The organism is Variovorax restrictus (assembly GCF_051216715.1).
GTDB lineage: Bacteria > Pseudomonadota > Gammaproteobacteria > Burkholderiales > Burkholderiaceae_C > Variovorax.
Genome location: NZ_JBPJZH010000001.1, coordinates 332,905 through 356,966, shown reverse-complemented (window position 1 = coordinate 356,966; position 24,062 = coordinate 332,905). Strand labels below are relative to the sequence as shown.

Here is a 24,062-nt window from a genome sequence, read left to right as displayed (position 1 = left end):
GCGCAGCGGACGACACTGCGGCGACTTCAACCCAGCTGGTCGCGCAGCGCGCGTTTCAGCAGCTTGCCGCCGGCGTTGCGCGGCAGCGGCGCGTCGGCCCAGGTGATGGTCTCGGGCACCTTGTAATCGGTGAGCTGCGCGCGGCAGTGGGCGCGCACCGCCTCGTCGTCGTGCGGCGCGCCGGGCGCGTGGATGAAAGCGTGCACCCGCTCGCCCAGCACCGGGCACGGCCGGCCGACGATCGCCGCTTCGACCACGCCGGGCAGCGCCATCAGCGTGTTCTCGACCTCGACCGAGTAGATCTTGAAGCCGCCGCGGTTGAGCATGTCCTTCTTGCGGTCGAAGAGGCGCACGAAGCCCTCGGCATCGACGGAACCGAGGTCGCCCGAATGCCAGTAGCCGCCGGTGAAGGCCGCGGCCGTGGCCTCCGGGTTGTCCCAGTAGCCGGGCACCACCATCGGGCCGGCGATCCACAACTCGCCGGTCTCGCCCGCGGGCAACTCGCGGCCTTCATCGTCCATCACGCGCACGTCGGCGCAGGGCAGCGGCACGCCCACGGTGTCGGCGTGGCCGCGCGTGAGGCCCGGCGGCATCATCGTGGTGGGCGAGGTGGTTTCCGTCGCGCCGTAGGCATTGACCAGCGTGAGCCCGGGCAGCCGCTCGGCCAGCGTGTCGATGGCCGACACCGGCATCGGCGCGCCGCCGTAGCCGCCCAGCCGCCAGTGCGCGAGCTTCGCACCGTCGAAGGTCGGGTCCATCAGGCACAGCGTGTACATCGCCGGTACCATCAGCGTGTGCGTGACACGCTCCGCCGCCATCGTTTGCAGAAAGCTCGCCGCCTTGAACGCAGGAATCATGACGATGGCGCCGCCGACGTGGACCATCGCCGCGATCACCGCGATCAGGCCCGTGACGTGGCTGGCCGGCACCGCCAGCGCAGAGCGGTCGCCGGTGCGCACGCCCATGCACACCGCGTAGTGCCGCACCGAATGCGCGACGTTGAGGTGCGTGAGCATCGCGCCCTTGGGCCGGCCGGTGGTGCCTGACGTGTAGAGGATGAGCGCGGTGTCCTGCTCTTTCACCCCGACGATGGCGGCTGGCGCGTTGTCGTGGCCCAGCGCATCGAGCGGCAACGCGCCCTCGGCTGCACCGGCCGCGACCACGCGCAACTGCAGCGCCGGTACGTCGGCGGTGGCCGGCACGCGGTCGGCCAGCGCCGCGTCGAACACGATCGCGCAGGCGCCGCACTGCTGCAGCATGTACGCGAGGCCGGGCTTCTGCTCGCGTTCGCCGATCGGCACCGCGATGGCACCCAGGCGCTGCACCGCGAACAGCACGGCGACGAACTCGGGCCGGTTGCTCATGAACAGCACGACGCGCTCGCCGGCCCGCACACCGTGCGCCGCCAGCCCCGCGGCGATGCGCGCGACCTCGGCATCGAGTTGCCGGTAGCTCCATCGCGTGTCGCCGCAGACCACAGCGTCGCTGTCGCCATGCGCGGCGACGGCGTTTTCAAGCAGCGCATGCAGGCTGCCCGGCCGCTCGACGAAGCAGCGCACGATGCGATCGCCGTAGGCCGCCTCGTGGCGCAGCCCGGGGATGTCCCGGGACTTCCAGTGTGAGTTCATGCGGCGCTCGCGTGGGCGTCGGCGGCCACATTGGCACCGCGTTCGATCACGTATTCGACATCCACCAGCTTGCGCGAATGGTTCAGGTCCGATTGCGCGATCAGCACCGACAGCGCACTGCCGCGCAAGCCCGCGATAACCTCGCCGAGGCGCATCGACAACGCGGGCGCGACGCCCTCGAAGGGCTCGTCGAGCAACAGCAGCCGCGTGCCGACGCCCAAGGCGCGCCCCAGGGCGACCAGCTTCTGCTGGCCACCCGAGAGCAGCAGCGCACGGCGCTCGCGCATGGCCGCGAGTTCGGGCAGCACGCCGTAGACGAAGTCCAGCCGCTCCTTCGCGTTGCGTGCGCCGGTGGCCCACAGCGGCACCAGGATGTTCTCCTCGACGGTGAGCTCGGGCACCAGGCCACGGTCTTCCGGCATGTAGCCGATGCCCGCTGCCGCGCGCCCGTGTTTGGGCAGGCGCGCGAGGTCCTGCCCGTCGAAGACGATGCGGCCCTGCGTGGGCGCGAGGTGGCCCATCACCGAGCGCAGCAGCGTGGTCTTGCCCGCGCCGTTGCGTCCGATGAGCCCAGCCATGCTGTTGGCCGCGACGGCCAAGCTGAGGCCGCGCAGCACCTGCACGGAGCCGATGGCGACATGGATCGATTCGATGGCGAGCATCGCTTACTCCTGGCGAAGGGTGCCGGTGACGTAGCGGCGCACGTCGTCGGTGGCGAGCGCGGCGGCGGGGGTGTCGTCCGCGATGATGCGGCCGCTGTAGAAGGCAATCACGCGGTCGGCGTAGCGCTCGACGATGTCCATGTCGTGCTCGACGAAGAGCACGGTCATCGGCTCCTGGCCCAGCGCGGTCATGATGATTTCCATCATCGGGAACTTCTCTTCGGCCGACACGCCGCTGGTCGGCTCGTCGAGCAGCAGCAGGCGTGGCTGGCCGGTCATGGCCATCGCGATGTCGAGCAGCTTGCGCACGCCGCCAGGCAGCTCGGCCACACGGCGTTCGCGGTGCTCGGCGAGGTTGAAGCGCGCCAGCAGCGCATCGGCGCGCGCCACCGCGTCGTCGCGCCGCGCGGTCTGCCAGAACGACAGGCGGTTTTCGCGGCAGGCGGTGGCGACCAGCATGTTCTCGAGCACCGACAGCTCCTGGAACAACTGCGGGATCTGGAAGGACCGCGCCACGCCCAGCCGCGTGATCTCGCGCGGCGCCAGGCGCGTGATGTCGCGGTCGCCGAACACGATGCTGCCGGTGTCGGGCTTGAGGTAGCCGGTGATCATGTTGACGAAGGTGGTCTTGCCTGCGCCGTTGCTGCCGATCAGGCTGACGCGCTCGCCGACACCCACCGCCACCTCGATGCCGCTGGCCGCGACCACCGCGCCGAAGCGCTTCTCGATGCCGCTGGCGCGCAAGAGGATCTCGCGCTCGAGCGGCGGCGTGACCCCGGGGAAAGACTTCATCACGGCGTTCATGCGCGGTCTCCCTTCGAACGTTTGGCGGCCACGCGATCGACCCACAGCGAGCCGATGCCGCGCGGCAGAAAGCGGATCATCAGCAGCAGGAAGAGGCCGAGCGACAGCTGCCAGGTGTTGGGGAAATAGAGGCTTGAGAAGGAGCGCACGATCTCCAGCAGCGTCGAGGCGACGAACACCGCCAGCACGCTCTGCCAGCCCGCGAGGATGGCGACGAAGACGAATTCGCCCGAGGTGGTCCAGTAGCTGAAGTTCGGGTCGATGTGGCCGAGCGACATCACGGTGAGCGCGCCGCCCGCACCACCGGCGAAGGCGGCCAGCAGGTAGTTGATGCTCATCGCCTGCTTGACCGAACCGCCGAGGTATTCGACGCGCAGTTCGTTCTCGCGCACCGCCTGCGTGACCAGCCCGCGGGTCGAGTCGAAGTAGGCGCGCGCCAGCAGCGCCATCACACCCGCGAAGCCGAGCGTCACGCCGTAGAGCACGTAGCCCACGCGGGCGTCCGGCAGCGTCTGGCCGAACAGCGTCGGGCGGCCCATGTTGAAGCCGTCGGACCCGCCGAGCGCGTTGGTCTTCACCAGCACGCCGTAGCAGACCATCGACAGCGCCAGCGTGAGCATCGCGAAGAAGATGCCTCGGTAGCGCGCCAGCATGGGCGCGAAGGGCGCGGCGACGACCAACGCCGCCACGCCACCCAGCAACGCCAGGCCCAGCGCATCGGTGATGCCGAGCTGGTTGAAGGCCAGCGCCGCGGCATAGCCGCCGACCGCGAAAACGAGACCCTGGCCGAAGGACACCACACCCCCGCGCATCAGCAGCACGATGCCCAGCGACACCAGGCCATGCGACGCCGCCATGGTCAGCAGGAAGGTCAGCCACTTGGGCATGAAGGCACCGGCGGCGATCAGCACCGCGATGAAGACGAGGCCGACGAGCAGCACCGTCGCGCGGTGCGAGCGGCGCACTGCGGCGGGTGGCGACGAAGTGAGAGGAATGCTCTGCATGGTCAGATCTTTCTCGCCTGGATGCGCTGGAACAGCCCTTCGGGCCGCACCATGAGCACCAGTGCCATGACGATGTAGATGGAAAAGAGTTCGGCTTCGGGGATGACGTGGACCGCGAAGGAGCGGGCCAGTCCGACGATGAGCGCGCCGATGGCCGCGCCCTCGATGCTGCCGAGGCCGCCGATGATCACGACCGCGAAGGACACGATGATCACGCCGACCGACACGCCCGGCTGCACCGAGATCAGCGGCGCGGTGAAGGCGCCACCGATGGCCGCCAGAAAGATGCCGACCGAGAAGGCCAGCATGTACACACGCGACACGTTCACGCCCATGCTCGCCGCGACCTCTTCGCTGTGGATCACGGCCAGCACGATCTTGCCGTGGCGCGTGCGGTTCAGGCCCCACCACACCGCGAGCCCGACCGCGACCGCCATGCCCATCAGCATGAAGTCGTACCCCACGTACACCTGGTCGCCGATCTCCACGTTGCCGAAGAGCGCATACGGCTCCGACACGTAGTACGGGTTGGCGCCCCAGATGAGCTTGGTGATGTCTTCCAGCATCAAGAAGAGGGCATAGGTGACCAGCACCAGCAGCACCTCGTCGCGGCCGTAGAAGAAGCGCATGAGCCCGCGCTCGGTCAGCGGCGCGACCAGCACCGCCACCGCGACGGCGGCGAACAGCATCGCCACCAGCGACCATTCCGGCGCGAACTTCAGCGTGGCGAACCAGCCGACGAAGCTGGCCGCGGCGTACGCACCCAGCGCATAGAAGCTGCCGTGCGCGATGTTGAGGATCTTCAGCACGCCGAACACGAGCGTGAGCCCGAGCGCGACGATGAAGAGCCAGGAGGCGTAACTCAGGCCGTCGATGAGGATGGTGATGGCGGTGTTCATGCCCGGATCGGTGGAGGTGGGGGGCGCCGCACCGACCGGCCCGCGCGGGGCGCGGACCGGTGGCACGACGGGGGCGGTGGCGCGTTCAGGCGCTCAGGCGCTCAGCACTTGGCGCCGGCGAAGTTGCTCTTGATCCAGTCTTCCGACTTCACGTTCGGCGGAGGATTCACGCACTCGGCCGGGAAGCGCTGGATGTCGTCGAGCACCACCATCTTCTTGGCCGCGTCGTAACGCGTCTTGCCGATGGCGGTCTCCTGCGTGGCCTGGTGGCCGTCGCCCAGCGTCATGCGGATCTTTCCGCCGGGCGAATCCCATTCCATGCCCTTGAGCGCCGCCGCCAGTTGCTCCGACGTCGGCTTCTTGCCGCCGTTGGCCGCCATCGCCTTCTCGGCCGCGAGCTTCAGGCCCAACAGCGCCTGCGCCATGCGGTAGGGCGCCTGTGCCGGGTAGGTGTTCTGGGCCTTCTGGTAGACGCTCCACCACCAGTCATTGAGTGCCGACTTGGGCGACAGCAGGCCGTATGCACCGCGCGCACCGAGGATGGCGCCGTCGGGCATCTTGTCGCCGAGGTTGGTGAGCACATGGTCGGCCGCCGACAGCACGACCTGCGAGCGCTTGAACAGCCCGCGCGGACCCGACTGCAGGATGAACGCCTGCAGGTCGCCGCCCCACAGGCTGGAGTGCGTGACGTCGGCACGCTTGGACATCAGCGCCGAGATCTCGGTGCCGTACTGGCCCGCGCCGAACTTCGGCAACAGGTCTTCGCCGGCCTTCGCATCGGGATAGAGCTGCGCCATCGACAGCATGAAGTCCTTGCGCGAATCCTGGCCCCAGGCGTAGTCCTGGTTGATCATGTTGTAGCTGGCGACCTTGACGTTGCGCGCCTTCATGTAGCGGGCCAGCGCGACGTTGTCCATGGTGGCGTGCGACGCGGTGCGGAACACGTAGTTGTACTTGCCGTCCTCGAAGATGCGCGGCGTGCCGCAGTCGTAGAGGATGAGGAACTTCTTCATCTCCTCAGCCACCGGGGCGACCGCCAGGCAGTCGCCCGAGCCGACGTAGCCGACCACGGCATCGACCTTCTCGCGGTCGTAGAGGTTGCGCAATTCCTGCACCTGCTTGGTCGCGCCGCCGTTCTCGTCGACGTAGATCGCCTCGATCTTCATGCCGCCGAAGCCGGTCTTGTTGTAGGGCGCGGGCGCCTCGCCCTTGTTGAAGGCCTCGACCAGCGCCTTGGCGCCGTTGACCGCGGGGATGCCGAAGCTTTCCGCCGCCTGGCCCGAGAGAAAACTCACCACGCCGACCTTGAAGGTCTCCTGCGCCTGCGCACCGAGCGCGAGTGCGCCCACGCCCAGGGCGATGGCGGAACGCGCCATGCCGCGGCGCCATGCGCCGGCCCGTGTCGACCCGACCTGTTGCTGCTTCGATGTCATGTCTCTTGTCTCCTTCGTTGTGGATGAACTACCGTGCTTTCGTGATGGGCGTGCGCATGTCCTGCCCCGTCATCTCGAAACCCTTCTGAAAATCGACCATGTGCTTGCGCGTCCACTCGGCGGCGGCATCGGCGTCGCGCCGTTGCAGTGCGGCGAGGATGGCGCGGTGCGCCGCGAGATTGCGCGCCTTCGACTGCGGCAGGTGCAGGTGGATCTGCAGCAGCGTGGGGTTGTAGAGCAGGCTGATCGGCTCACGCGCGAGCATCAGCGCGCGGTTGTGGCTGGCCCGGCCCACCAGCGCGTGGAACTCGACGTCGAGCTCGACCAGGCGCGCGTTGTGCTCGACGGAGTCGGTGTCGTTCGCCTGGAGCTCGGCGGTGAGTTCGGTGTTGAGCGCCAGGGCCTCGATGTCGGCCGGCTCCGCCTGCTCGGCGGCCAGCCGCGCGGCCAGTGGCTCGAGCGTGACCGCCACCTGCCACAGCTCCTGGAAGGTGGTCTGCTGCAACAGCAGCAGCCGCGCGGCACGCGGCGCCAGGTCGTACAGGCCGGGCAGCGTGACGAACAGTCGACGTCCCTCGCGACGTTGCACCAGCCCTTCCTGCTCGACCTGGCGGATCGCTTCGCGCACCGTCGAGCGGTGCACGCCGAAGCGCTCGGCCAGGCTCTGCTCGGTCGGCAGCGGCATGCCCGGCTTGAGCCTGCCGCTGAGGATGCTGCGCTCGATTTCCGAGGAGACGGCCTTGTAGGCCGGCTCCAGCCGGAGCCGACTGAACATCGCCGCGTCGTCCGCAGGCAGCACGCTCGCCAGCCGTGTGGCGGGCGCCACGGGCCGTGCGGACGAGGGGTTGCCCGCCGTGCGGCGGGGTGCGCGAATGCTGCCAGTCAATCGATCTCTCCTTGCGCTCGTCAGCGGCGCATTTCGTTTGTCGGACAATCGGATTTTGGGGAGCGTCTTGCGCGACATGGAGCGGGTTTTCCCGTTGCCGCCTGCCAAGACCGGACGTGCCGCAGGCCCTGCGCGAGCCGTCTCTCCAATGGGCGAGGTCTACAATCGCGCCCCCTACAACCGTGTCGCGGACGCGTCATTCCACGCGCCAGCGATCGCCGGAGAACGCTGCCAATGTCCGATCTCTCTCCCCTGAGCCCCGCGGTCCCTGCCGCACCCAGCGCTGAAGACAAGCGCGCCGAGCTGCGCCGCGCCGCACTGGAGTACCACCTGCTGCCGGTGCCAGGGAAGATCGCCATCGCAGCCACCAAGCAGATGGTCAACCAGCGCGACCTGGCCCTGGCCTATTCGCCCGGCGTGGCCGCACCTTGCGAAGAGATCGTCAAGGACCCCGCCAACGCCTACAAGTACACGGCGCGCGGCAACCTGGTGGCCGTCATCACCAACGGCACCGCGGTGCTCGGCCTGGGCGACATCGGTGCGCTGGCCTCCAAGCCGGTGATGGAGGGCAAGGGCGTGCTCTTCAAGAAGTTCGCCGGCGTCGACGTGTTCGACATCGAGATCGACGAGAAGGACCCGCAGAAGCTGGTCGAGATCATCGCGTCGCTGGAGCCGACCTTCGGCGCCATCAACCTCGAGGACATCAAGGCACCGGACTGCTTCTACATCGAGCGCGAGCTGCGCAAGCGGATGAAGATCCCCGTGTTCCACGACGACCAGCACGGCACCGCGATCACGGTGGCGGCGGCGCTGCTCAACGGCCTGAAGGTCGCGGGCAAGAACATCGCCGAGGTCAAGCTGGTCACCTCCGGCGCCGGCGCTGCAGCGCTGGCCTGCCTGAACCTGCTGCTCAAGGTCGGCATGCCGCGCGAGAACATCTTCGTGACCGACCTCGCCGGCGTGGTCTACGAAGGCCGCGAAGAGCTGATGGACGACGACAAGCGCCAGTACATGCAGAAGACGCAGGCGCGCACGCTGTCGGAAGTCATCGAGGGTGCCGACGTGTTCCTGGGCCTGTCGGCCGGTGGCGTGCTCAAGCCGGCGATGGTCGCCAAGATGGCCGCGCGGCCGGTGATCTTCGCGCTGGCCAACCCGAACCCCGAGATCTCGCCGGAAGACGCGCACGCGGTGCGCGGCGACATCATCATGGCCACGGGCCGCACCGACTACCCGAACCAGGTCAACAACGTCCTGTGCTTCCCGTACATCTTCCGCGGCGCGCTCGACTCGGGCGCGACCACGATCACCGACGAGATGGAGATCGCCGCGGTGCGCGCCATCGCCGAGCTGGCGCAGGCCGAGCAGAGCGAGGTGGTGGCAGCGGCCTACGTTGGCGAGAAGCTGACCTTCGGCCCTGAGTACCTGATCCCCAAGCCCTTCGACCCGCGGCTGATGATGAAGATCGCGCCGGCCGTGGCGAAGGCGGCCGAAGAGAGTGGCGTGGCGACGCGCCCGATCGCCGACCTCGACGCCTACCGCGACAAGCTGCAGAGCTTCGTCTACGCGTCCGGCACGATGATGAAGCCGATCTTCGACGCGGCCAAGCGCGCGACCAAGAAGCGCGTGGCGTTCGCCGAGGGTGAGGAAGAGCGCGTGCTGCGTGCCGTGCAGATCGTGGTCGACGAAGGCCTGGCGCGCCCGACGCTGATCGGCCGCCCGGCCATCATCGCCCAGCGCATCGAGAAGTTCGGCCTGCGCCTGCGGGAAGAACTCGACTACGACATCGTCAACGTCGAGCAGGACCACCGCTACCGCGACTTCTGGCAGACCTACCACCGCATGACCGAGCGGATGGGCACCACGGTGCAGACCGCCAAGATCGAGATGCGCCGCCGCCTGACGCTGATCGGCTCGATGCTGCTGCACAAGGGCGAGGTCGACGGCCTCATCTGCGGCACCTGGGGCACCACGGCCATCCACCTGCATCACATCGATCAGGTGATCGGCAAGCGCCCTGGTGGCTGTGCCAGCACGCCGCAGAACGTGCCGATCTACGCCTGCATGAACGGGCTGCTGCTGCCCGACCGCCAGGTGTTCCTGGTCGACACGCACGTCAACTACGACCCGACACCCGAAGAGCTCGCCGAGATCACGACCATGGCGGCCGAGGAAATGATGCGCTTCGGCCTGAAGCCGAAGGCGGCGCTGCTGTCGCATTCCAATTTCGGCAGCAGCAACCAGCCCAGCGCGGTCAAGATGCGGCGCGTGCTCGACCTGCTGCGGATCCAGGCGCCATGGCTCGAGGTCGACGGCGAGATGCACGGCGACGTGGCGCTCGACGGCAAGCAGCGCGCCGCCGTCATGCCCCACAGCGCGCTGGCCGGCGACGCCAACCTGCTGGTGTTCCCGAACCTGGACGCTGCCAACATTTCCTACAACCTGCTCAAGACGGCCGCCGGCGGCAACATCGCCATCGGCCCGGTGCTGCTGGGCGCGGCCAAACCTGTGCACATCCTCACGGCCAGCGCCACGGTCCGCCGCATCGTCAACATGACGGCTTTGACCGTGGCCGACGCCAACGCCGACCGCTAAGCCCGTTGGCGACAGCGGTCGCTAACTTCACAGGCGAAGAGCCACCCCCAGGCGCCTGCTCAATAAATGAGCAGGCGCTTGCTATTTGCGCATCCGTGGTGCACACTGGCGGGCTTGAATTCGCGGGTTAACCCCAAGGTTGATCCCTGATTCGGCCCCCTTCGCTCTTTTCCTGTGGTGTCCCGTCGGACACCGTTCATTCATGGCCTCGATCTCGTCGTCTGTGTTCCGATTTGCCACTGCCGGCATGCTGCTGGCGGCCTTGGCAACCGGAGCGGACGCCCGGGACACACGAGACATCGACCGGACGGCAGCGCGGCAGCCGACCCAGGAATCGATCGCGCTGCGCGAACTTCCGCTGCAAGGTCAACGGACCTACCGAGCGATTCTCGACGGTGGCCCCTTTCGTCATGACAAGGACGGCACGGTGTTCGGCAACCGCGAACGGCTGTTGCCCGCCGCGCGTCGCGGGCACTACCGCGAATACACGGTCGACACGCCCGGCGCGCGCAACCGGGGCGCGCGGCGCATCGTGTGCGGCGGCGAGCGGCCGACAACGCCGGATGCGTGCTGGTACACGGCGGATCACTATGCGAGCTTCAGGCGGATTTCGCCATGACCGATGAACTGGATTGGAGCGGCGCCGCAAAGCGCCCGACAGAAATGACGACGACGACAACCATGGAAAGACCAGCGGAGATGACCTTATCCCTTCGTGCCGTGCGACCCAACATCGTGCAGTCGATTCGCGCCTTCCGCGTGAACGACCTGCAAGATGCCGCGAACGCGTCCGGGCAGCACTTCCTGTATGCGAACCTGGCCAATGCCCAGTCGAAACAGGATGTGCTCGACCTGATCGCGCAGCAGTTCACCTTCCCGGCCCACTTCGGCAAGAACTTCGACGCGCTGTACGACTGCATGACCGACCCGTTGCATAAATCGGGCCCGCAGCCCGGTTTCGTGGTGGTGCTCGAGCAGATCCCGGCCAATGCCAAGTTCGACAAGGAAGCCCGCGAACAGCTGCTCGACATCTTCCGCGACGCCTCCGACTACTGGGGCGACCGGAAGATCCCGTTCAGGTGCTTCTATTCTTTTCTGTAGCCCGTTCTGCATCCACCAGCCAAGCAGAACGGGCGACCGAGGCTCCAGAGGGTAGCGCGCCGGTCACCGGCATCGATATCGCTCCCGTCGATCCCAACGCAGAAAAGATGCCGACCGACAAGTTGGTCGACGTATCACCGCTGGCGCTGCGCATGAGCAGCCCCTTCAACGCGGGATACTGGCTCGCCGCAGCCTGATGAAAAAAGCCCGTCCACGACGGGCTTTCTTCTTTGCGCCGCTCAGACGGCGCCCGACGGCGGCGCTGGCGGAACGGCCTGCGCCAGCGCCACGTACTCGGCCACCGGCACCTCCTCGGCACGTCTTTGCGCGTCGAAGGGGCCGGCAAAGCCGTGCTCGTCCAGCCATCGCCCCAGCGTGTGCCGAAGGATCTTTCGGCGCTGGCTGAAGGCGACTTGCACGATCTCGCCGAGCCGTGCGGCGTCGAGCACCGGCGGCTGCGCGAGCGGCACCATGCGCACCACGGCGCTGTCCACGCGCGGCGGCGGCTCGAAGCTCTCCGGCGGCACGAACAGGATGTTCTCCATGGCGTAGCGCCACTGCAGCATCACGCTCAGGCGGCTGTAGTCTGACGTGGCCGGCTTGGCCACCATGCGGTCGATCACTTCCTTCTGCAGCATGAAATGCTGATCGGCGATCAGGTGCGCGTAGCCGAGCAGATGGAACAGGATGGGCGTGGAGATGTTGTAGGGCAGGTTGCCCACCACGCGCAGCGGCTTGGGCGGATCGCCCGCGAGCCGGGCGGCCAGCGCGGCGAAATCGACCTTGAGCACGTCGGACTCGATCACGTCGAGCTGGCCGTGCTCGCGCAGCCGCTTGGCGAGATCGCGGTCGAGCTCGATCACGGTGAGCCGGCCCAGCCGCTCGACCAGCGGCTGCGTGAGCGCCGCCAAGCCCGGGCCGATCTCGACCATGGCGTCGCCCGGCTGCGGGGCGATGCCCTGCACGATCGCGTCGATGATCCCGCCGTCCGACAGGAAGTGCTGGCCGAAGCGCTTGCGCGCGATGTGCTGGGCCATCAGGCCGGGTGCGGGCGACGCATCACGACTGCGGCGGCTCGCGCAACTCGACGTAGGCACGCCCGCGGGTTTCCTGCACCCAGGTCTCGAAGGCCTCGTCCATCTTCTTTTCGCGCAGCACCGCGCGTGCGGCTTCGCGCTGCTCGGTCTGGCTCAGCGTGGCCTCGCGGCGGCCAAGCACCTGGATCAGGTGAACGCCGAAGCGCGACACGACGGGGTCGCTGACCTGCCCGGGGGCGAGGCGGTCCATCGCCTCCTCGAATTCCGGCACGAACTGGCCGGGGCGACCCCAGCCGAGGTCGCCGCCTTCCTTGGCGCTGCCGTCTTCCGAGTTGTCGCGTGCGAGGCCCGCGAATTCGGCCGCACCCGTCTGGATGCGCTGCTTGAACTCGGCGAGCTGCTTGATGGCCTGGGCGGTGCTGCGCTTCTCGTCGTTGCGCAGCAGGATGTGGCGCACCTGCGTCTGTGTGACCACGCCTTCCGCGGCGCCGGCGCGACCCTTGGCCAACACCTTGATGACGTGGAAGCCGGCACCCGAACGCACCGGTCCGACGATGCCGTTGACCGGCGTCGCCTGCGTCGCTTCGACGAACAGCGGGGGATAACGGTCGGCCGAACGCAGGCCGAGCACCCCGCCACTGGCCCGGTCGGGCGAGTCGGAGTTCTCGCGCGCCAGCTTGGCGAAATCTTCGCCGCCGATCGCACGCTGGGCCAGGCCCTGGGCTTTCTGCTGCAGCGTCTTGATCTGCGCTTCGCTGGCATCCTCCGGAACGGCCACCAGCACGTGCGCGAGGTTCAGTTCTGGCGACAGCGCCGCGTTGCCGCTGCGTTGCTCCTGCAGGAACTGCTCGACCTCGGTGTCGCTCACCTTCACGCGGGAATTGACCTCGCGCTCCCGCACCCGGGTCAGCGTGAGCTGATCGCGCAGATCGGCGCGGAATTCCTGCTTGCTGATGCCGTCGGCGGCGATGCGGCGGTACAGCTCATCCAGGCTCACCTGGTTCTGGCGTGCCACCAGCTGCTCGGCCTGGTCGACGGCCAGGTCGTCGATCTTGATGCCGGCTTCCTTGGCCACCTGCAGCTGGGCGCGTTCGGAGATGAGCCGCTCCAGCACCAGGCGATTGAGATCCGGCCGCGGCATGCGCTGCGCTTCGGGGTTCTGCTGCAGGATGCGCGCGGCACGCTTTTGCACCTCGGTGTTGGTGATCGGCTCGGAATTCACCAGCGCGACGATGTACTCGGCCGATCGTTGCCCGGTGGGCGCCGGCGTCGCAGGCGTGGCGGCACTCGGGGCCGTCGCGTTGACGCGCGGGCCGCCGCGCATGATGTCGGTGATGCCGGTGCCGCCGCTCGGGCGCAGGCCCAGGCCTTGCGCCTGCGCGAGCGATGCGACCACCAGGGCGCCCAGACAGGCCACGGTGACGGTGGAACGGAAGAGTTTCATGGGTGCTTTGGCTCAGTCGTAATTGGTGAAGCGGCTCGGCGTTTCGCCGGGCTCACGCAGCGGACGGTAGCGCTGGATGTTCTGCGCCAGCGTCCTCATGGGGCTCGATCCGACGGCCGCGAAGCCGACGAACTCGATCTGGAACATGATCCGCGTATTAGCTGTGACCTGTCCGGTCGACAGACGTTCCAGCACCACACGGCCGATCCAGCAGCAGCCATCGTATTCGACCCCGATCACCCCATCGGTCAGCTTGCTGTCCTTGAGGCTGTAGTTCATGCGGCCCACCGCGTACCAACGGCCACCACCTTCACCCCGGCCCGGGCCGAGGTTCTTGCCCTTGTCACCCCACAGGTCGTTGAGCGGCCACTGCCAGCCGATGTCGATCGATTTGTTGCCGTTCTGTGCGAGCGGGGTGCTGTCGGCCTGGTAGCGGAACGCCGCATTGAGGGTGCGGTACGGCCCCGGGTTGTAGCGGGCAGTGAGCGTGCTGCGCTCCGACTTGCGCGAGTCGGGGTTGTACTGGATGGTCGTGTCCGCAGTCCACTTCGAGGTCCAGTTGATCTGGGCGCCCAGCAGGATGTCGCTCAGCCGATCGTCGATCGGCGAGACGCCGGGTAGCGTGACGCGCTGGTCGCTGAAGCGGAAGCGCTGCGCGACGCCGAAGCGCGCCGCCTCGTTGCCGGTGTCGGGGTCGATCAGGCGGGTGCTGACGCCGGCCGTCAGCACGTTGCTGTCGGCGATGCGGTCGTTGCCGGAGAACGCGTTCTCGGTGTAGATCGTCGCGAAGTTGAAGTCGTTGGCCGCCGTGTCGTACACCGGCAGCTGACTCTGGTCGCGGTACGGCGTGCGCACGTAGAACAGGCGCGGCTCCAGCGTCTGACGGAACGAACGCCCGAACAGGCTGGCGTCGCGCTCGAACACCATGCCGCTGTCGACGCTGAAGGTCGGCACGGTGCGGCTGGCGGAACTCGCACCGCTGGCCAGTGGCGCATCGAACTGGTAAGCAGTCGCGTTGAGTTGCAGCTTGGGAATGACGAAGGTGCCCGGCGTGATCCACGGCCGGCTGACCTGCACGATGCCGAAGGCCCGTTCGCCGTCGGGCTGACGTTGCCCGTTGAGCTGTGGCGCATAACGCGAGTCGGCCCGGAAATGCGTGTAGTCGAGCTGGGTGCTGACGTCGAAGCCGTTCCAGTCGTACTGGGTGTTGTTCGCCGTGAGCTGCGGCATGCGGTCGTAGGGCGGCGTGATCGGCGAGAGCGAGTACTGCAGCGTCTGGTACGACAGCGCACGCACCTGGCCGCTCCAGTCGCCCTTGCTCCAGTTGATCGCGGCCTCGCTGTCGAGCAGGCGCGAACTCAGCGTGGGCGTGCGGGAGAAGTCGCGCCAGTAGTCGTTGTCGCTCACCCGGTTGATGCGCAGCGTCGCGCTGAGCGAATCGAGGCCGAAGGGCTTGGGGTCGAAGCTCTGGCTGTGCGTGGTCCAGAGGCCCCAGCGATCGCGGTTGCGCAACTGGTCCGACGGCATGTAGTCGGCACGGACCACGCCGCTGTAGCCGTTTTCCAGATAACGGAATTCGCTGCCCAGATTGATGCCGCGCTTAGTCATCAGCGTCGGTGACAGCGTCGCGTCGCGGTTCGGTGCGATGTTCCAGTAGTAGGGCATCTGCAGTTCGATGCCGTTGACGCTGTCGACTCCGAAGACCGGCGGCAACAAGCCGCTCTTGCGCTGGTTGTTGAGCGGGAAGGTGATCGACGGCAGCGCGGGCGAACTCACGCCCATGAAGCTCAGGCGCGCGTCGGTCGCCGTGCCGATGTTTTCCTCGGTGTCGGTGGTGAGCGTGGCAGCGGACAGCAGCCAGGCCGGCACCCAGCCCGGGTAGTCTTCGCGCCGGCAGGTGGTGTAAGTCGCCTGGCGCGCCACCGAGATGTTCGAGTCGACGAAATCGATGCGTTCGGCATCGCCGTTGCCGCCCGTCGCGAGAAACTGGTAGCGCACGTTGCTGAAGAAGCCTTCGAAGGTCTCGACCTTCAACTGCAGCTCCGGGCCTTCGTAGACATTGCCGCCCTGGTTCACCCTGACGTTGCCCTGCGCCTTGGCCAGGTCGTCGGGCTGGTAGTACTCGAGGCGGTCGGCGCGGATGACGGTGTCGCCGCGGCGCAGCGACGCGTTGCCCTCGACCACGGTTTCCAGATTGGGCCGGCCGGAGATGCGATCGCCGTCGACGAAGCTCGGTCGCAGGCCGCGCTCGCTGTTCGGGATGGTCTCGGCCAGTTGCGGGGTGCGCCGCAACTGCAGCGGCGTGTCGATCCAGGCGGCGTCCTGCGCGAACGCGCCTTGCGCCTGCCACAGGGCCAGCGTCAGCACGGCGAGCCGCAGCGGCGGGCGCGACGGCCGGCTCATTCGCCGCTCCGCCCGGCTGCGCCCGTCGCGGCAGGCAACGAGCGCGCGGCAGGCCAGGCACGCGGGCATTTCGGTGGGAACATGGGCAGGGGCGTCACGGATCGTCGAGGGAAAGGGGGCCGCGAACGGGGATGTTCGCCAGGCGCCTGAGGAGGCGATTTGTAGAATCGATTATCCATGACCGCATCCCCGCACCCGACCACCGGCGCCACCCCTTCCATCGCCTGGAGCGACCCGGCCCGCGCAGCGGCCTTCGGACGGTGGCTTGAACGCATTGCGCCGACGCATCGCCTCGTCCCCGAGACGGTCAGGCTGGCCTCGGCCGACGCCAGCTTCCGCCGTTACTTCCGCATCGACACGACCGACGGCGCGCGCACCCGCATCGTGATGGATGCGCCGCCCGACAAGGAGAACAGCGCGCCCTTCGTCGAGATCGCCCAGCGCATGAAAGAAGCCGGCGTGAAGGCGCCGCAGGTGCTCGAGTGGGACGCCGCCGACGGCTTCCTGCTGCTCGACGACCTGGGCAGCCACACGATGCTCGATGTGATCGACCCGGCGAACGCCGACGCGAGCCGGCCCCTGTACGGCCAAGCCATTGACGCGCTGATCGCATGGCAGCTGGCGTCCAAGCCCGACCAGCTGCCGCCTTACGACAGTGCGCTGCTCGAGCGCGAGCTGGCGCTGTTTCCGCAGTGGTACATCGCCCAGCACCGCGGCGTTGCGGTCGAAGGCGTGATCAAGGAACGCCTGGAGCGCGCCTTCAAGGCCATCGTGGCCCACAACCTCGCCGCGCCGAGCGTCTACGTGCACCGCGACTTCATGCCGCGCAACCTGATGGTGGCCGACGACGGCGGGCCGCTGGGCGTGCTCGACTTCCAGGACGCGGTCTACGGCCCCATCACCTACGACATCGCCAGCCTGATGCGCGACGCCTTCCTGAGCTGGGACGAGGACTTCGTGCTCGACATCACCGTGCGCTACTGGCAGCAGGCGCGCAAGGCCGGGCTGCCGGTGCACGAGGACTTCGGCGAGTTCTACCGCGCTGTCGAATGGATGGGCCTGCAGCGCCACCTGAAGGTCGCGGGCATCTTCGCGCGCCTGACCCTGCGCGACGGCAAACCGAAGTACCTGGCCGACACGCCGCGCTTCATCGCCTACATCCGCGCCACGGCCAGCCGCTACACCGAACTCACGCCGCTGCTGCGCGTGATCGACGAGGTCGAAGGCACGCAGCCGCTGGTCGGCTTCGCGTACGGCCGGACCTGAGGTGCCGCGCTTCCACTGCGCCGTTCCCCTGCAGGCCGGGCTCGCGCTCGCACTGCCACCGGGTGCCGCGCGCCATGTGCAGGTGTTGCGCATGCAACCCGGCGAGGCGCTGACGCTGTTCGACGGCCGCGGCGGCGAATACGCCGCGGTGGTGGAGCGCATGGGCCGCAGCGAGGTGACGGTGAACGTCGGCGCGCACGATGCGGTCGAGCGCGAAGCGCCGCAGGCCGTGCACCTCGCGCTCGGCATGCCGGCCAACGACCGGATGGACTGGCTGGTCGAGAAGGCGACCGAGCTCGGCGTCGCGAGCATCCAGCCCCTGATGACCGCCCACGGCGTGCTGCGACTGGCCGGCGAACGGGCCGAGAAGAAACGCGCCCACTGGGAAGCCATCGCGATCGCCGCCTGCGAGCAGTGCGGCCGCAACCGCGTGCCGCAGATCCATCCGGTGCGCGCCTACGCCGAATGGCTCGGCGGTCCACAGGCGGACGGCGGCGTGCAGCGCATCGTCCTGAGCCTGGCGCCCGGCACGCAGCCGCTGATGGAATTGCCGGGCGCCGGCGCCTGGCAGGTGTTGAGCGGGCCGGAGGGCGGTCTCAGTGCCGACGAGGAAGCCCGCGCGCTGGCACAGGGCTTCCGCCCGGCACGGCTCGGCCCCCGCGTGCTGCGCGCCGAGACCGCAGCGCTCGCGGCGCTGACCTTGCTGGGCGGGGCATGAGCGCCGCTGCGTGCGCTGCAGGCATTTCGCGCACCACGCCGCTGGCCTGTCTGCGACGCCGCTTCCAGCGCGTGCCCGCCTTGCTCGCAGGCCTCTGCCTGGCGGGCACGGTGCAAGCCCAACACTTTGCACCGAAATCCATCGCGGACAGGACGGTGCGCCCGGAGGTCCGGCTCGCCTTCAAGCGGCTGCTGGCGGCGCCGGTCGTGCAGCGCACGCTGGACGCCGTGCGTGACGACCACCTCAACACCATTGACGACCTGCGGCTGCTCACCGAGATTGAGGCGCCCCCCTTCAAGGAACAGAAGCGCGCCGAAGCCTTCCTCGCACGGCTGAAGGCGCTGGGCCTGACCAACGCCACCATCGACGGCGAGGGCAACGTACTCGGCCTGCGCAAGGGCCGCGGCAAAGGTCCGACGCTGCTCGTGTCGGCGCACCTCGACACGGTGTTCCCGGCCGGCACCGACGTGCGCGTGCGCGAACGCGACGGCCGCCTCTATGCACCGGGCATCTCGGACAACACGCGCGGCCTCACCGTCCTGCTGTCGTGGCTGCGGGTGCTGAACGAGCAAAAGGTGCAAACCGAGGGCGACCTGCTGTTCGCAGCGACGGTCGGCGAGGAAGAGCTGGGCAACCTGCGCGGCATCAAGCGCATCTTTGCGGAGCATCCCGAGATCGACGGCATGGTCGGGCTCGAACCCGCACCCGACGGCAGCGTGCTGGTGGCCGGCACCGGGAGCCGCCGCCACGAGATCGTCTTCAGCGGGCCCGGCGGCCACAGCTTCGGCGCCTTCGGCCGCGTGCCCAGCGCGATCCACGGCATGGGCCGCGCCATCGCGAAGATCGCCGACCTGAAGACGCCCAGCTTCCCGCGCACGACCTTCACCGTGGGCACGGCGAGCGGTGGCACCGCCGTCAACGTGATCGCGGCGGAGGCCCGGATGGTGATCGACATTCGCTCCGATGCCCCCAACGAGTTGCGGGTGCTCGAGCGCCGGATCTTCGAGGCCGTCGACGCCGCGGTGCGCGAAGAGAACGCGCGCGCCCGCAGCGACACGCTGCGCGCCACGCACCGCCTGGTGGGCGAGCGCCCGGGTGGCCGCACGCCGAGCGACGCCGTCATCGTCGAGGCCGCCGTGCGGGCCAACGCCAGCGTCGGCCTACGCACGCTGCTGCGCGGCGGCAGCACCGACGCCAACGTGCCGATGTCGCTGGGCATCCCGGCCATCGTGGTCGGCGGCGGCGGGCTGACCGGCGGCTTCCACGCTCTGGACGAATGGATCGATCTGCACGAAGCCTGGCGCGGTGCGCAGAACTCGCTGCTCACCGTGCTGGGCCTGGTGGGCGTCCAGCAGGTCAGCGCGCCCCTGCTGGCGAAGCGCCTGCCCGCCAATTGAGTCACGCCCGCGGCCTTTGGCACAGGCCGACGGGTTCTCAGGCCCCGCCCGGGCGCGCACAATCGACGCCTTTCGTTCACACATCCATCAAGGAACACGTCATGGGATTGCTCGACTCGATGCTCGGTCAGGTGCTCGGCGGCTCACAGGGCGGGCAGGGCGACCTCGCCGGTGCGCTCGGCGGCCTCTTCGGCAACAACGGCGGGCCCGAAGGGCTGGGCGGCCTGTTCTCGAAGTTCGAGCAGGCCGGCCTGGGCGACGTGATCGGCTCGTGGATCGGCAAAGGCGAGAACGCGCCCGTGTCCGGCGGCCAGCTCAACGAGGTGCTCGGCAGCGACGCGATCTCCGCCATCGCCGGCAAGCTGGGCATCAGCCCTGGCATGCTGTTGCCCATGCTGGCCACGATGCTGCCTTCGCTGATCGACCGGCTCACCCCGAACGGCCAGATCCCCGAGCAAGGCGTCAGCACCAACGACGAGCTGCTGTCGTCGCTGAGCGGTCTGCTGCAGAAGCGGTGAGGGCCCGGCGCCCGCCGGCCCGCTGCACCGCATGAACCGCAAGCTTTGGCTGCTGGCCGCCTGCCAGGGGCTCTTCCTCACCAACAACGTCACCTTCATCGCCATCAACGGGCTGGTGGGCCTGAGCATGGCGCCGCGTGCCTGGATGGCCACGCTGCCGGTGATGGGCTATGTGGTCGGCGGGGCGCTCTCGACGGGGCTGGTGGCGCGCACGCAGAAGCGCTATGGCCGTCGCCTGTCGTTCCAGATCGGCCTCGCCGTGGCCTTCGCCGCGGCACTGCTGTGCGCACTGGCGGCGGTCAGCCGCAACTTCTGGCTGCTGACCGCAGCCACGGTCATCGCCGGCTACTACAACGCCAACGCCGGCCTCTACCGCTTCGCCGCCGCCGAACTCACGCCGCCCGCGGGCCGCGAGAAGGCCGTGTCGATCGTGATGGCCGGCGGGCTCATCGGCGCGGTGGCCGGGCCGAACCTCGCGAGCGCCACGCGCGACGTGCTCGCCGTGCCCTTCGCCGGCGCCTACATCGCGCTGGCTTGCGTGGCCTTGCTCGCCATGGTCGTGATGCATTTCATCGAGTTCCCGCCCGTGCCGACCACGCAGCATGCGAACAGCGGCCGGCCGCTGCGCGAGATCGTCCGGCAGCCGGTGTTCGCGGTGGCCGCGCTCTCGGGTGCGCTGGGCTTCGGCGTCATGAACCTGCTGATGGCCGCCACGCCGCTGGCCATGCAGGTCTGCAGCCTGCCGTTCCCGGACGTGGCCTTCGTGCTGGAATGGCACGTGATCGGCATGTTCGCGCCAGGCTTCTTCACCGGCCACCTGATCCGGCGCTTCGGTGCGCTGCCGGTGATGGGCGTGGGGCTGGTGCTGCAGCTCGGCTGCATCGCCGTGGCGCTGTCGGGTGTGGACCTGCACCAGTTCCTGGTCGCGCTGTTCCTGCTCGGCGTGGGCTGGAACTTCCTCTTCACCGGCAGCACGACGCTGTCGCTGGGCACCTATGCGCCGGAAGAACGCGACCGCGCACAGGGCGCGTTGAACTTCAGCGTGTTCGCGACCGTGGCGGTCACCTCGCTGGCCTCGGGCGTGCTGGTCACGACGCAGGGCTGGCAGTGGCTCAACATCGGCTCGCTGGTGCCGGTCGCGATGATCGCCGCGGCGCTGCTGTGGCTGGCGCGCCGGCAGGCCGTGGCGCGGCGCGCAGCCGCGACGGCCTGACTGGCAATCGAACTCAGGCGGCCAACGGCTCCGCCTGCGCCTGGCGGTGCGCCACCGGCAGCGCGGCGATCACCTCGGCCACCGCCGCCGTCAGCTTCTTCGCATAGGGCACGTGCAGGAACTCGTTGGGGCCGTGCGCGTTGCTCTTGGGGCCGAGCACGCCGCAGACCATCATCTGCGCGGTCGGGAAGCCTTCGCTGAGCATGTTCATCAACGGGATCGTGCCGCCCTGGCCGATGTAGCCGCAAGGCGCCCCGAAGTGCGCCTGCGAGGCGGCGTTGAGCGCCTGTTCGAACCACGGCGTGATGGCCGGTGCGTTCCAGCCGGTGGCGCCACCGCCACCCTCGAAGGTGACCTTGGCCTGGTAGGGCGCGTTGTCTTCGAGCAGGGCCTTGAGTTCCTGAACCGCGCGGTCGGCATCGACCAGCGGCGGCAGGCGCAGCGACAGCTTGAACGCTGTGTACGGGCGCAGCACGTTGCCCGCGTCCTTCAGCGCCGGGAAGCCGTCGGCGCCGGTGACCGACAGCGTCGGCTTCCAGGTGCGGTTGAGCAGCGCCTCGACCGGGTCGGTGGTGGTGGGCAGCGCGAATTGCGTCGAGCCGCCGCAGTCGTAGTGTGCCCAGGGGAAGCGCTTGAACAGCTCGTCGCCGAGGATGCCGGCGGTGACGCGCGCCTGCGCCAGCCGGTCGGCCGGCACCTCGCAATGGAAGCTCGCGGGCAGCAGGCGGCCAGTCGCGCTGTCTTCGAGGCGGTCGAGCACCTGCCGCATGATGCGGAAGCTCGACGGCACCAGGCCCGACGCGTCGCCGGAATGGATGCCTTCGGTCAGCACCTCGACCTTGAGCATGCCGCCGGCCATGCCGCGCAGCGACGTGGTGAGCCACAGCTGGTCGTAGTTGCCGGCGCCGGAGTCGAGGCAGATCACCAGGCTGACGTCGCCCAGCCGGTCTTTCAGCGCGGTGACGTAGGGCAGCAAGTCGTAGGAGCCGCTCTCCTCGCAGGTCTCGATCAGGCCGACGATGCGCGGGTGCGCGGCGCCCTGCGCCTTGAGCGCCTGCAGCGCCGCCACGCTGGCGTACACCGCATAGCCGTCGTCAGCGCCGCCGCGGCCGTAAAGCAGGCCGTTCTCGTACTTGGGCGTCCAGGGGCCGAGGTCGTTGCGCCAGCCGGTGAACTCGGGTTGCTTGTCGAGGTGGCCGTACATCAGCACCGTGTCGCCCATGTCGGTGCCGGTCGCCGGCACTTCGAAGAACAGCACCGGTGTGCGGCCGGGGAGCCGCACGATCTCGAGCGTCAGGCCCTCGACCTTCTGCGCCTCGACCCAGGCAGCGGCGTTGCGCAGCACGGTCTCGAGGTAGCCGTTGGCCGACCATTCCTTGTCGAAGCCCGGCGACTTGGCGGGGATGGCGATGTAGTCGGTGAGCTGGCGCAGGATGTCGGTGTCCCACTTCGTGGTGACGTCGGACAGGGCACGCTCGGCGTCGAGCGCGCCGGCGGGCATTTCGCGGTGCAGGGGGGCGTTCATCGGGGGTCTCCGCTGAAGGGAATCGAGGGGAAAAGGCATTGTGCGCCTGCACGCGCGACGCGTAGAGTGCGCAGTCCCAATCCCGACTCGACATGAAGGAACGCGCGATGAGCAGCAGCAAGGCGACCGACCGCATCCGCGTCGGCATCGGTGGCTGGACCTACGAGCCCTGGCGCGACAACTTCTATCCCGCCGACCTGCCGCAGAAGCAGGAGCTGCACTATGCGAGCCGGCAGGTCACGGCCATCGAGGTCAACGGCACCTACTACAGCACGATGAAGCCCGAAAGCTTCCGCAAATGGCACGACGAGACGCCCGACGGCTTCGTGTTCTCGCTCAAAGCCACGCGCTATGCCACCAACCGCAAGCTGCTGGCGGGTGCGGGCGAATCGATCGCGCGCTTCGTCGACAGCGGTATCACCGAATTGAAGGACAAGCTGGGCCCGATCGTCTGGCAGTTCATGCCGACCAAGGTCTTCGATGCGGAGGACTTCGCCGCCTTCCTCGCGCTGCTGCCGAAGAAGGCAGGCAGCCATGCGCTGCGCCACGTGATGGACGTGCGGCACGAGAGCTTCATGACAGCCGAGTACCTCGCGCTCGCACGCGACCACGGCGTCGCGACGGTGTTCACCGACTCGGACAAGTTTCCGTCCTTCGCCAACCTGACGGCCGACTTCGCCTATGCGCGCCTGATGAACAGCGATGCGAAGCTGAAGGCGGGCTATGCGCCCAAGGCGATGGCGGCCTGGGCGGAGCGTGCGAAGCAATGGGCCAGTGGCGGTGCGCCGGACGATCTGCGGCGCGTGGAGGGCGCCGACGACGTCGCGGCCAAGGCGCGCGACGTGTTCGTCTTCTTCATCAACGGCGCCAAAGAAAAAGCACCCGCCGCGGCGGGTGCTTTGATCGCAAAGCTGGGCGCCTGATCAGGCCGCCTGCAGCGCGGGCTTCTTCGAGTCCGATGCGCTGAAGGTGATCTCGCCGGAGAGCTGGCCGCCCTCCTCGATCACGATCTTGCCGTAGCGAATCTTGCCGGTGACCTTGCCGGTCGAGTGGATGACGAGCTTCTCGCGCACCGTGAGGTTGCCGTCGAACACGCCGCGGATCTCGGCGATGTCGATCTCGGCCGAGCCCTTGAACTCGCCCTGCTCGGCGATCTGGATCACGCGCGAATCCATCGTGGCTTCGACCAGGCCTTCGACCACCAGCGTGTCGCAGTCGGTGATCTCGACGCCCTTGAGCTTGATGTTCGGGCCGACGGTGAGCTTGCTGCCGCCTTCCTTGACCGGTGCCGTCGTCGCAGCCGGCGTGGTGGGCGTCAGCGCCGAGGGCGTGACCGGTGTACCGGCGAGATTGGTGCCACCGCCGACGAGCGGCGCGGGGCGGGAATTGAAGTTGTCGGTGTCGCGGTCACGCTTGCCGAAGAAGGGGGACTGTGAAGCCAAGACTTACTCCTCTGGAAACGGCCTATCGTAAGAAGGCCACGCACCATGCTGGCACTTTTTTCCGAAAGATTGGTAACGAGATCATTCGCT

Annotated in this window: 22 protein-coding genes; 10 read left to right on the top strand and 12 right to left on the bottom strand. The window is 68.4% G+C overall.

Going from position 1 to position 24,062, the window contains the following annotated elements; all coding sequences use genetic code 11:
* Window positions 1-26: 26 nt before the first annotated feature.
* The 7 genes from ACSFA0_RS01715 to ACSFA0_RS01685 form a co-directional block, all read right to left on the bottom strand.
* Entirely contained in the window at window positions 27-1,628 is a 1,602-nt protein-coding gene (locus ACSFA0_RS01715; RefSeq protein WP_435448508.1) for a class I adenylate-forming enzyme family protein, read from the bottom strand.
* A complete protein-coding gene (locus ACSFA0_RS01710; protein ID WP_435448507.1) occupies window positions 1,625-2,290 on the bottom strand; it encodes an ABC transporter ATP-binding protein in 666 nt (221 codons plus the stop codon). Before ACSFA0_RS01710 ends, ACSFA0_RS01715 begins: the two co-directional genes overlap by 4 nt.
* A 3-nt stretch (window positions 2,291-2,293) precedes the next feature.
* On the bottom strand, window positions 2,294-3,094 hold the full coding sequence (locus ACSFA0_RS01705) for an ABC transporter ATP-binding protein (protein ID WP_435448506.1): 801 nt from the start codon (window positions 3,092-3,094) through the stop codon (window positions 2,294-2,296).
* Window positions 3,091-4,098, bottom strand: a complete 1,008-nt coding sequence (locus ACSFA0_RS01700) for a branched-chain amino acid ABC transporter permease (protein ID WP_435448505.1) — start codon at window positions 4,096-4,098, stop codon at window positions 3,091-3,093. The genes ACSFA0_RS01705 and ACSFA0_RS01700 overlap by 4 nt, the downstream gene beginning before the upstream one ends.
* A gap of 2 nt (window positions 4,099-4,100) precedes the next feature.
* Complete coding sequence (locus ACSFA0_RS01695; RefSeq protein ID WP_435448504.1) at window positions 4,101-4,997, bottom strand: branched-chain amino acid ABC transporter permease; 897 nt, start codon at window positions 4,995-4,997, stop codon at window positions 4,101-4,103.
* 101 nt (window positions 4,998-5,098) lie between these two features.
* On the bottom strand, window positions 5,099-6,430 hold the full coding sequence (locus tag ACSFA0_RS01690) for an ABC transporter substrate-binding protein (protein ID WP_435448503.1): 1,332 nt from the start codon (window positions 6,428-6,430) through the stop codon (window positions 5,099-5,101).
* Between the two features lie 28 nt (window positions 6,431-6,458).
* On the bottom strand, window positions 6,459-7,316 hold the full coding sequence (locus tag ACSFA0_RS01685; RefSeq protein WP_435448502.1) for a FadR/GntR family transcriptional regulator: 858 nt from the start codon (window positions 7,314-7,316) through the stop codon (window positions 6,459-6,461).
* Window positions 7,317-7,550: 234 nt separating this feature from the next.
* On the opposite strand from ACSFA0_RS01685, the gene ACSFA0_RS01680 reads away from it, so the two are divergent.
* The 4 genes from ACSFA0_RS01680 to ACSFA0_RS01665 all read left to right on the top strand — a co-directional run bounded on the left by ACSFA0_RS01680 (window position 7,551) and on the right by ACSFA0_RS01665 (window position 11,206).
* Window positions 7,551-9,908 carry an NADP-dependent malic enzyme gene (locus tag ACSFA0_RS01680; protein WP_435448501.1) on the top strand — a complete coding sequence of 786 codons (2,358 nt, stop codon included), beginning with the start codon at window positions 7,551-7,553 and terminating at the stop codon, window positions 9,906-9,908.
* Window positions 9,909-10,110: 202 nt separating this feature from the next.
* Window positions 10,111-10,527: a guanyl-specific ribonuclease gene (locus ACSFA0_RS01675; RefSeq protein ID WP_435448500.1), complete on the top strand. Its 417-nt coding sequence runs from the start codon at window positions 10,111-10,113 to the stop codon at window positions 10,525-10,527.
* 44 nt (window positions 10,528-10,571) lie between these two features.
* Entirely contained in the window at window positions 10,572-11,009 is a 438-nt protein-coding gene (locus tag ACSFA0_RS01670) for a barstar family protein (protein ID WP_435450876.1), read from the top strand.
* A complete protein-coding gene (locus ACSFA0_RS01665) occupies window positions 10,988-11,206 on the top strand; it encodes a hypothetical protein (protein WP_435448499.1) in 219 nt (72 codons plus the stop codon). The genes ACSFA0_RS01670 and ACSFA0_RS01665 overlap by 22 nt, the downstream gene beginning before the upstream one ends.
* Window positions 11,207-11,248: 42 nt before the next feature.
* Here the strand turns inward: ACSFA0_RS01665 and rsmA are convergent, their stop codons facing one another.
* Genes rsmA through ACSFA0_RS01650 form a run of 3 tightly spaced genes read right to left on the bottom strand, consistent with a single transcriptional unit; the run spans window position 11,249 to window position 15,893 of the window.
* Complete coding sequence (gene rsmA, locus ACSFA0_RS01660; RefSeq protein ID WP_435448498.1) at window positions 11,249-12,046, bottom strand: 16S rRNA (adenine(1518)-N(6)/adenine(1519)-N(6))-dimethyltransferase RsmA; 798 nt, start codon at window positions 12,044-12,046, stop codon at window positions 11,249-11,251.
* 22 nt (window positions 12,047-12,068) lie between these two features.
* Window positions 12,069-13,490, bottom strand: a complete 1,422-nt coding sequence (locus ACSFA0_RS01655) for a peptidylprolyl isomerase (protein WP_435448497.1) — start codon at window positions 13,488-13,490, stop codon at window positions 12,069-12,071.
* Window positions 13,491-13,502: 12 nt separating this feature from the next.
* Window positions 13,503-15,893: an LPS-assembly protein LptD gene (locus ACSFA0_RS01650; protein ID WP_435448496.1), complete on the bottom strand. Its 2,391-nt coding sequence runs from the start codon at window positions 15,891-15,893 to the stop codon at window positions 13,503-13,505.
* 177 nt (window positions 15,894-16,070) lie between these two features.
* On the opposite strand from ACSFA0_RS01650, the gene ACSFA0_RS01645 reads away from it, so the two are divergent.
* Genes ACSFA0_RS01645 through ACSFA0_RS01625 form a run of 5 tightly spaced genes read left to right on the top strand, consistent with a single transcriptional unit; the run spans window position 16,071 to window position 21,005 of the window.
* Entirely contained in the window at window positions 16,071-17,159 is a 1,089-nt protein-coding gene (locus ACSFA0_RS01645; protein WP_435448495.1) for an aminoglycoside phosphotransferase family protein, read from the top strand.
* A 1-nt stretch (window position 17,160) separates the two neighbouring features.
* The gene (locus tag ACSFA0_RS01640; protein ID WP_435448494.1) at window positions 17,161-17,877 is read left to right on the top strand and encodes a 16S rRNA (uracil(1498)-N(3))-methyltransferase; all 717 of its coding nucleotides are present in this window, start codon (window positions 17,161-17,163) and stop codon (window positions 17,875-17,877) included.
* The gene (locus tag ACSFA0_RS01635; protein ID WP_435448493.1) at window positions 17,874-19,274 is read left to right on the top strand and encodes a M20/M25/M40 family metallo-hydrolase; all 1,401 of its coding nucleotides are present in this window, start codon (window positions 17,874-17,876) and stop codon (window positions 19,272-19,274) included. The genes ACSFA0_RS01640 and ACSFA0_RS01635 overlap by 4 nt, the downstream gene beginning before the upstream one ends.
* Window positions 19,271-19,792 carry a YidB family protein gene (locus tag ACSFA0_RS01630; protein WP_435448492.1) on the top strand — a complete coding sequence of 174 codons (522 nt, stop codon included), beginning with the start codon at window positions 19,271-19,273 and terminating at the stop codon, window positions 19,790-19,792. Before ACSFA0_RS01635 ends, ACSFA0_RS01630 begins: the two co-directional genes overlap by 4 nt.
* A 31-nt stretch (window positions 19,793-19,823) precedes the next feature.
* On the top strand, window positions 19,824-21,005 hold the full coding sequence (locus ACSFA0_RS01625) for an MFS transporter (protein ID WP_435448491.1): 1,182 nt from the start codon (window positions 19,824-19,826) through the stop codon (window positions 21,003-21,005).
* A gap of 13 nt (window positions 21,006-21,018) precedes the next feature.
* Here ACSFA0_RS01625 and ACSFA0_RS01620 read toward each other — a convergent pair whose 3' ends face one another.
* Window positions 21,019-22,530 carry a M20 family metallopeptidase gene (locus ACSFA0_RS01620; RefSeq protein WP_435448490.1) on the bottom strand — a complete coding sequence of 504 codons (1,512 nt, stop codon included), beginning with the start codon at window positions 22,528-22,530 and terminating at the stop codon, window positions 21,019-21,021.
* 107 nt (window positions 22,531-22,637) lie between these two features.
* Between ACSFA0_RS01620 and ACSFA0_RS01615 the strand changes: the two genes are divergently transcribed.
* Window positions 22,638-23,453, top strand: coding sequence for a DUF72 domain-containing protein (locus ACSFA0_RS01615; protein ID WP_435448489.1), 816 nt, complete (start codon window positions 22,638-22,640; stop codon window positions 23,451-23,453).
* Here ACSFA0_RS01615 and ACSFA0_RS01610 read toward each other — a convergent pair whose 3' ends face one another.
* Complete coding sequence (locus tag ACSFA0_RS01610; RefSeq protein ID WP_435448488.1) at window positions 23,454-23,972, bottom strand: bactofilin family protein; 519 nt, start codon at window positions 23,970-23,972, stop codon at window positions 23,454-23,456.
* Window positions 23,973-24,062: the final 90 nt, after the last annotated feature.

Excerpts from the sequence above, each read along its gene's own strand:
- ACSFA0_RS01690 (WP_435448503.1), bottom strand. The coding sequence starts at position 6,430 with ATGACATCGAAGCAGCAACAGGTCGGGTCGACACGGGCCGGCGCATGG.
- ACSFA0_RS01645 (WP_435448495.1), top strand. The coding sequence starts at position 16,071 with ATGACCGCATCCCCGCACCCGACCACCGGCGCCACCCCTTCCATCGCC.
- ACSFA0_RS01625 (WP_435448491.1), top strand. The coding sequence starts at position 19,824 with ATGAACCGCAAGCTTTGGCTGCTGGCCGCCTGCCAGGGGCTCTTCCTC.
- ACSFA0_RS01635 (WP_435448493.1), top strand. The coding sequence starts at position 17,874 with ATGAGCGCCGCTGCGTGCGCTGCAGGCATTTCGCGCACCACGCCGCTG.
- ACSFA0_RS01615 (WP_435448489.1), top strand. The coding sequence starts at position 22,638 with ATGAGCAGCAGCAAGGCGACCGACCGCATCCGCGTCGGCATCGGTGGC.
- rsmA (WP_435448498.1), bottom strand. The coding sequence starts at position 12,046 with ATGGCCCAGCACATCGCGCGCAAGCGCTTCGGCCAGCACTTCCTGTCG.
- ACSFA0_RS01655 (WP_435448497.1), bottom strand. The coding sequence starts at position 13,490 with ATGAAACTCTTCCGTTCCACCGTCACCGTGGCCTGTCTGGGCGCCCTG.
- ACSFA0_RS01695 (WP_435448504.1), bottom strand. The coding sequence starts at position 4,997 with ATGAACACCGCCATCACCATCCTCATCGACGGCCTGAGTTACGCCTCC.
- ACSFA0_RS01675 (WP_435448500.1), top strand. The coding sequence starts at position 10,111 with ATGGCCTCGATCTCGTCGTCTGTGTTCCGATTTGCCACTGCCGGCATG.
- ACSFA0_RS01650 (WP_435448496.1), bottom strand. The coding sequence starts at position 15,893 with ATGAGCCGGCCGTCGCGCCCGCCGCTGCGGCTCGCCGTGCTGACGCTG.
- ACSFA0_RS01715 (WP_435448508.1), bottom strand. The coding sequence starts at position 1,628 with ATGAACTCACACTGGAAGTCCCGGGACATCCCCGGGCTGCGCCACGAG.
- ACSFA0_RS01680 (WP_435448501.1), top strand. The coding sequence starts at position 7,551 with ATGTCCGATCTCTCTCCCCTGAGCCCCGCGGTCCCTGCCGCACCCAGC.
- ACSFA0_RS01705 (WP_435448506.1), bottom strand. The coding sequence starts at position 3,094 with ATGAACGCCGTGATGAAGTCTTTCCCCGGGGTCACGCCGCCGCTCGAG.
- ACSFA0_RS01710 (WP_435448507.1), bottom strand. The coding sequence starts at position 2,290 with ATGCTCGCCATCGAATCGATCCATGTCGCCATCGGCTCCGTGCAGGTG.
- ACSFA0_RS01700 (WP_435448505.1), bottom strand. The coding sequence starts at position 4,098 with ATGCAGAGCATTCCTCTCACTTCGTCGCCACCCGCCGCAGTGCGCCGC.
- ACSFA0_RS01670 (WP_435450876.1), top strand. The coding sequence starts at position 10,572 with ATGACGACGACGACAACCATGGAAAGACCAGCGGAGATGACCTTATCC.
- ACSFA0_RS01620 (WP_435448490.1), bottom strand. The coding sequence starts at position 22,530 with ATGAACGCCCCCCTGCACCGCGAAATGCCCGCCGGCGCGCTCGACGCC.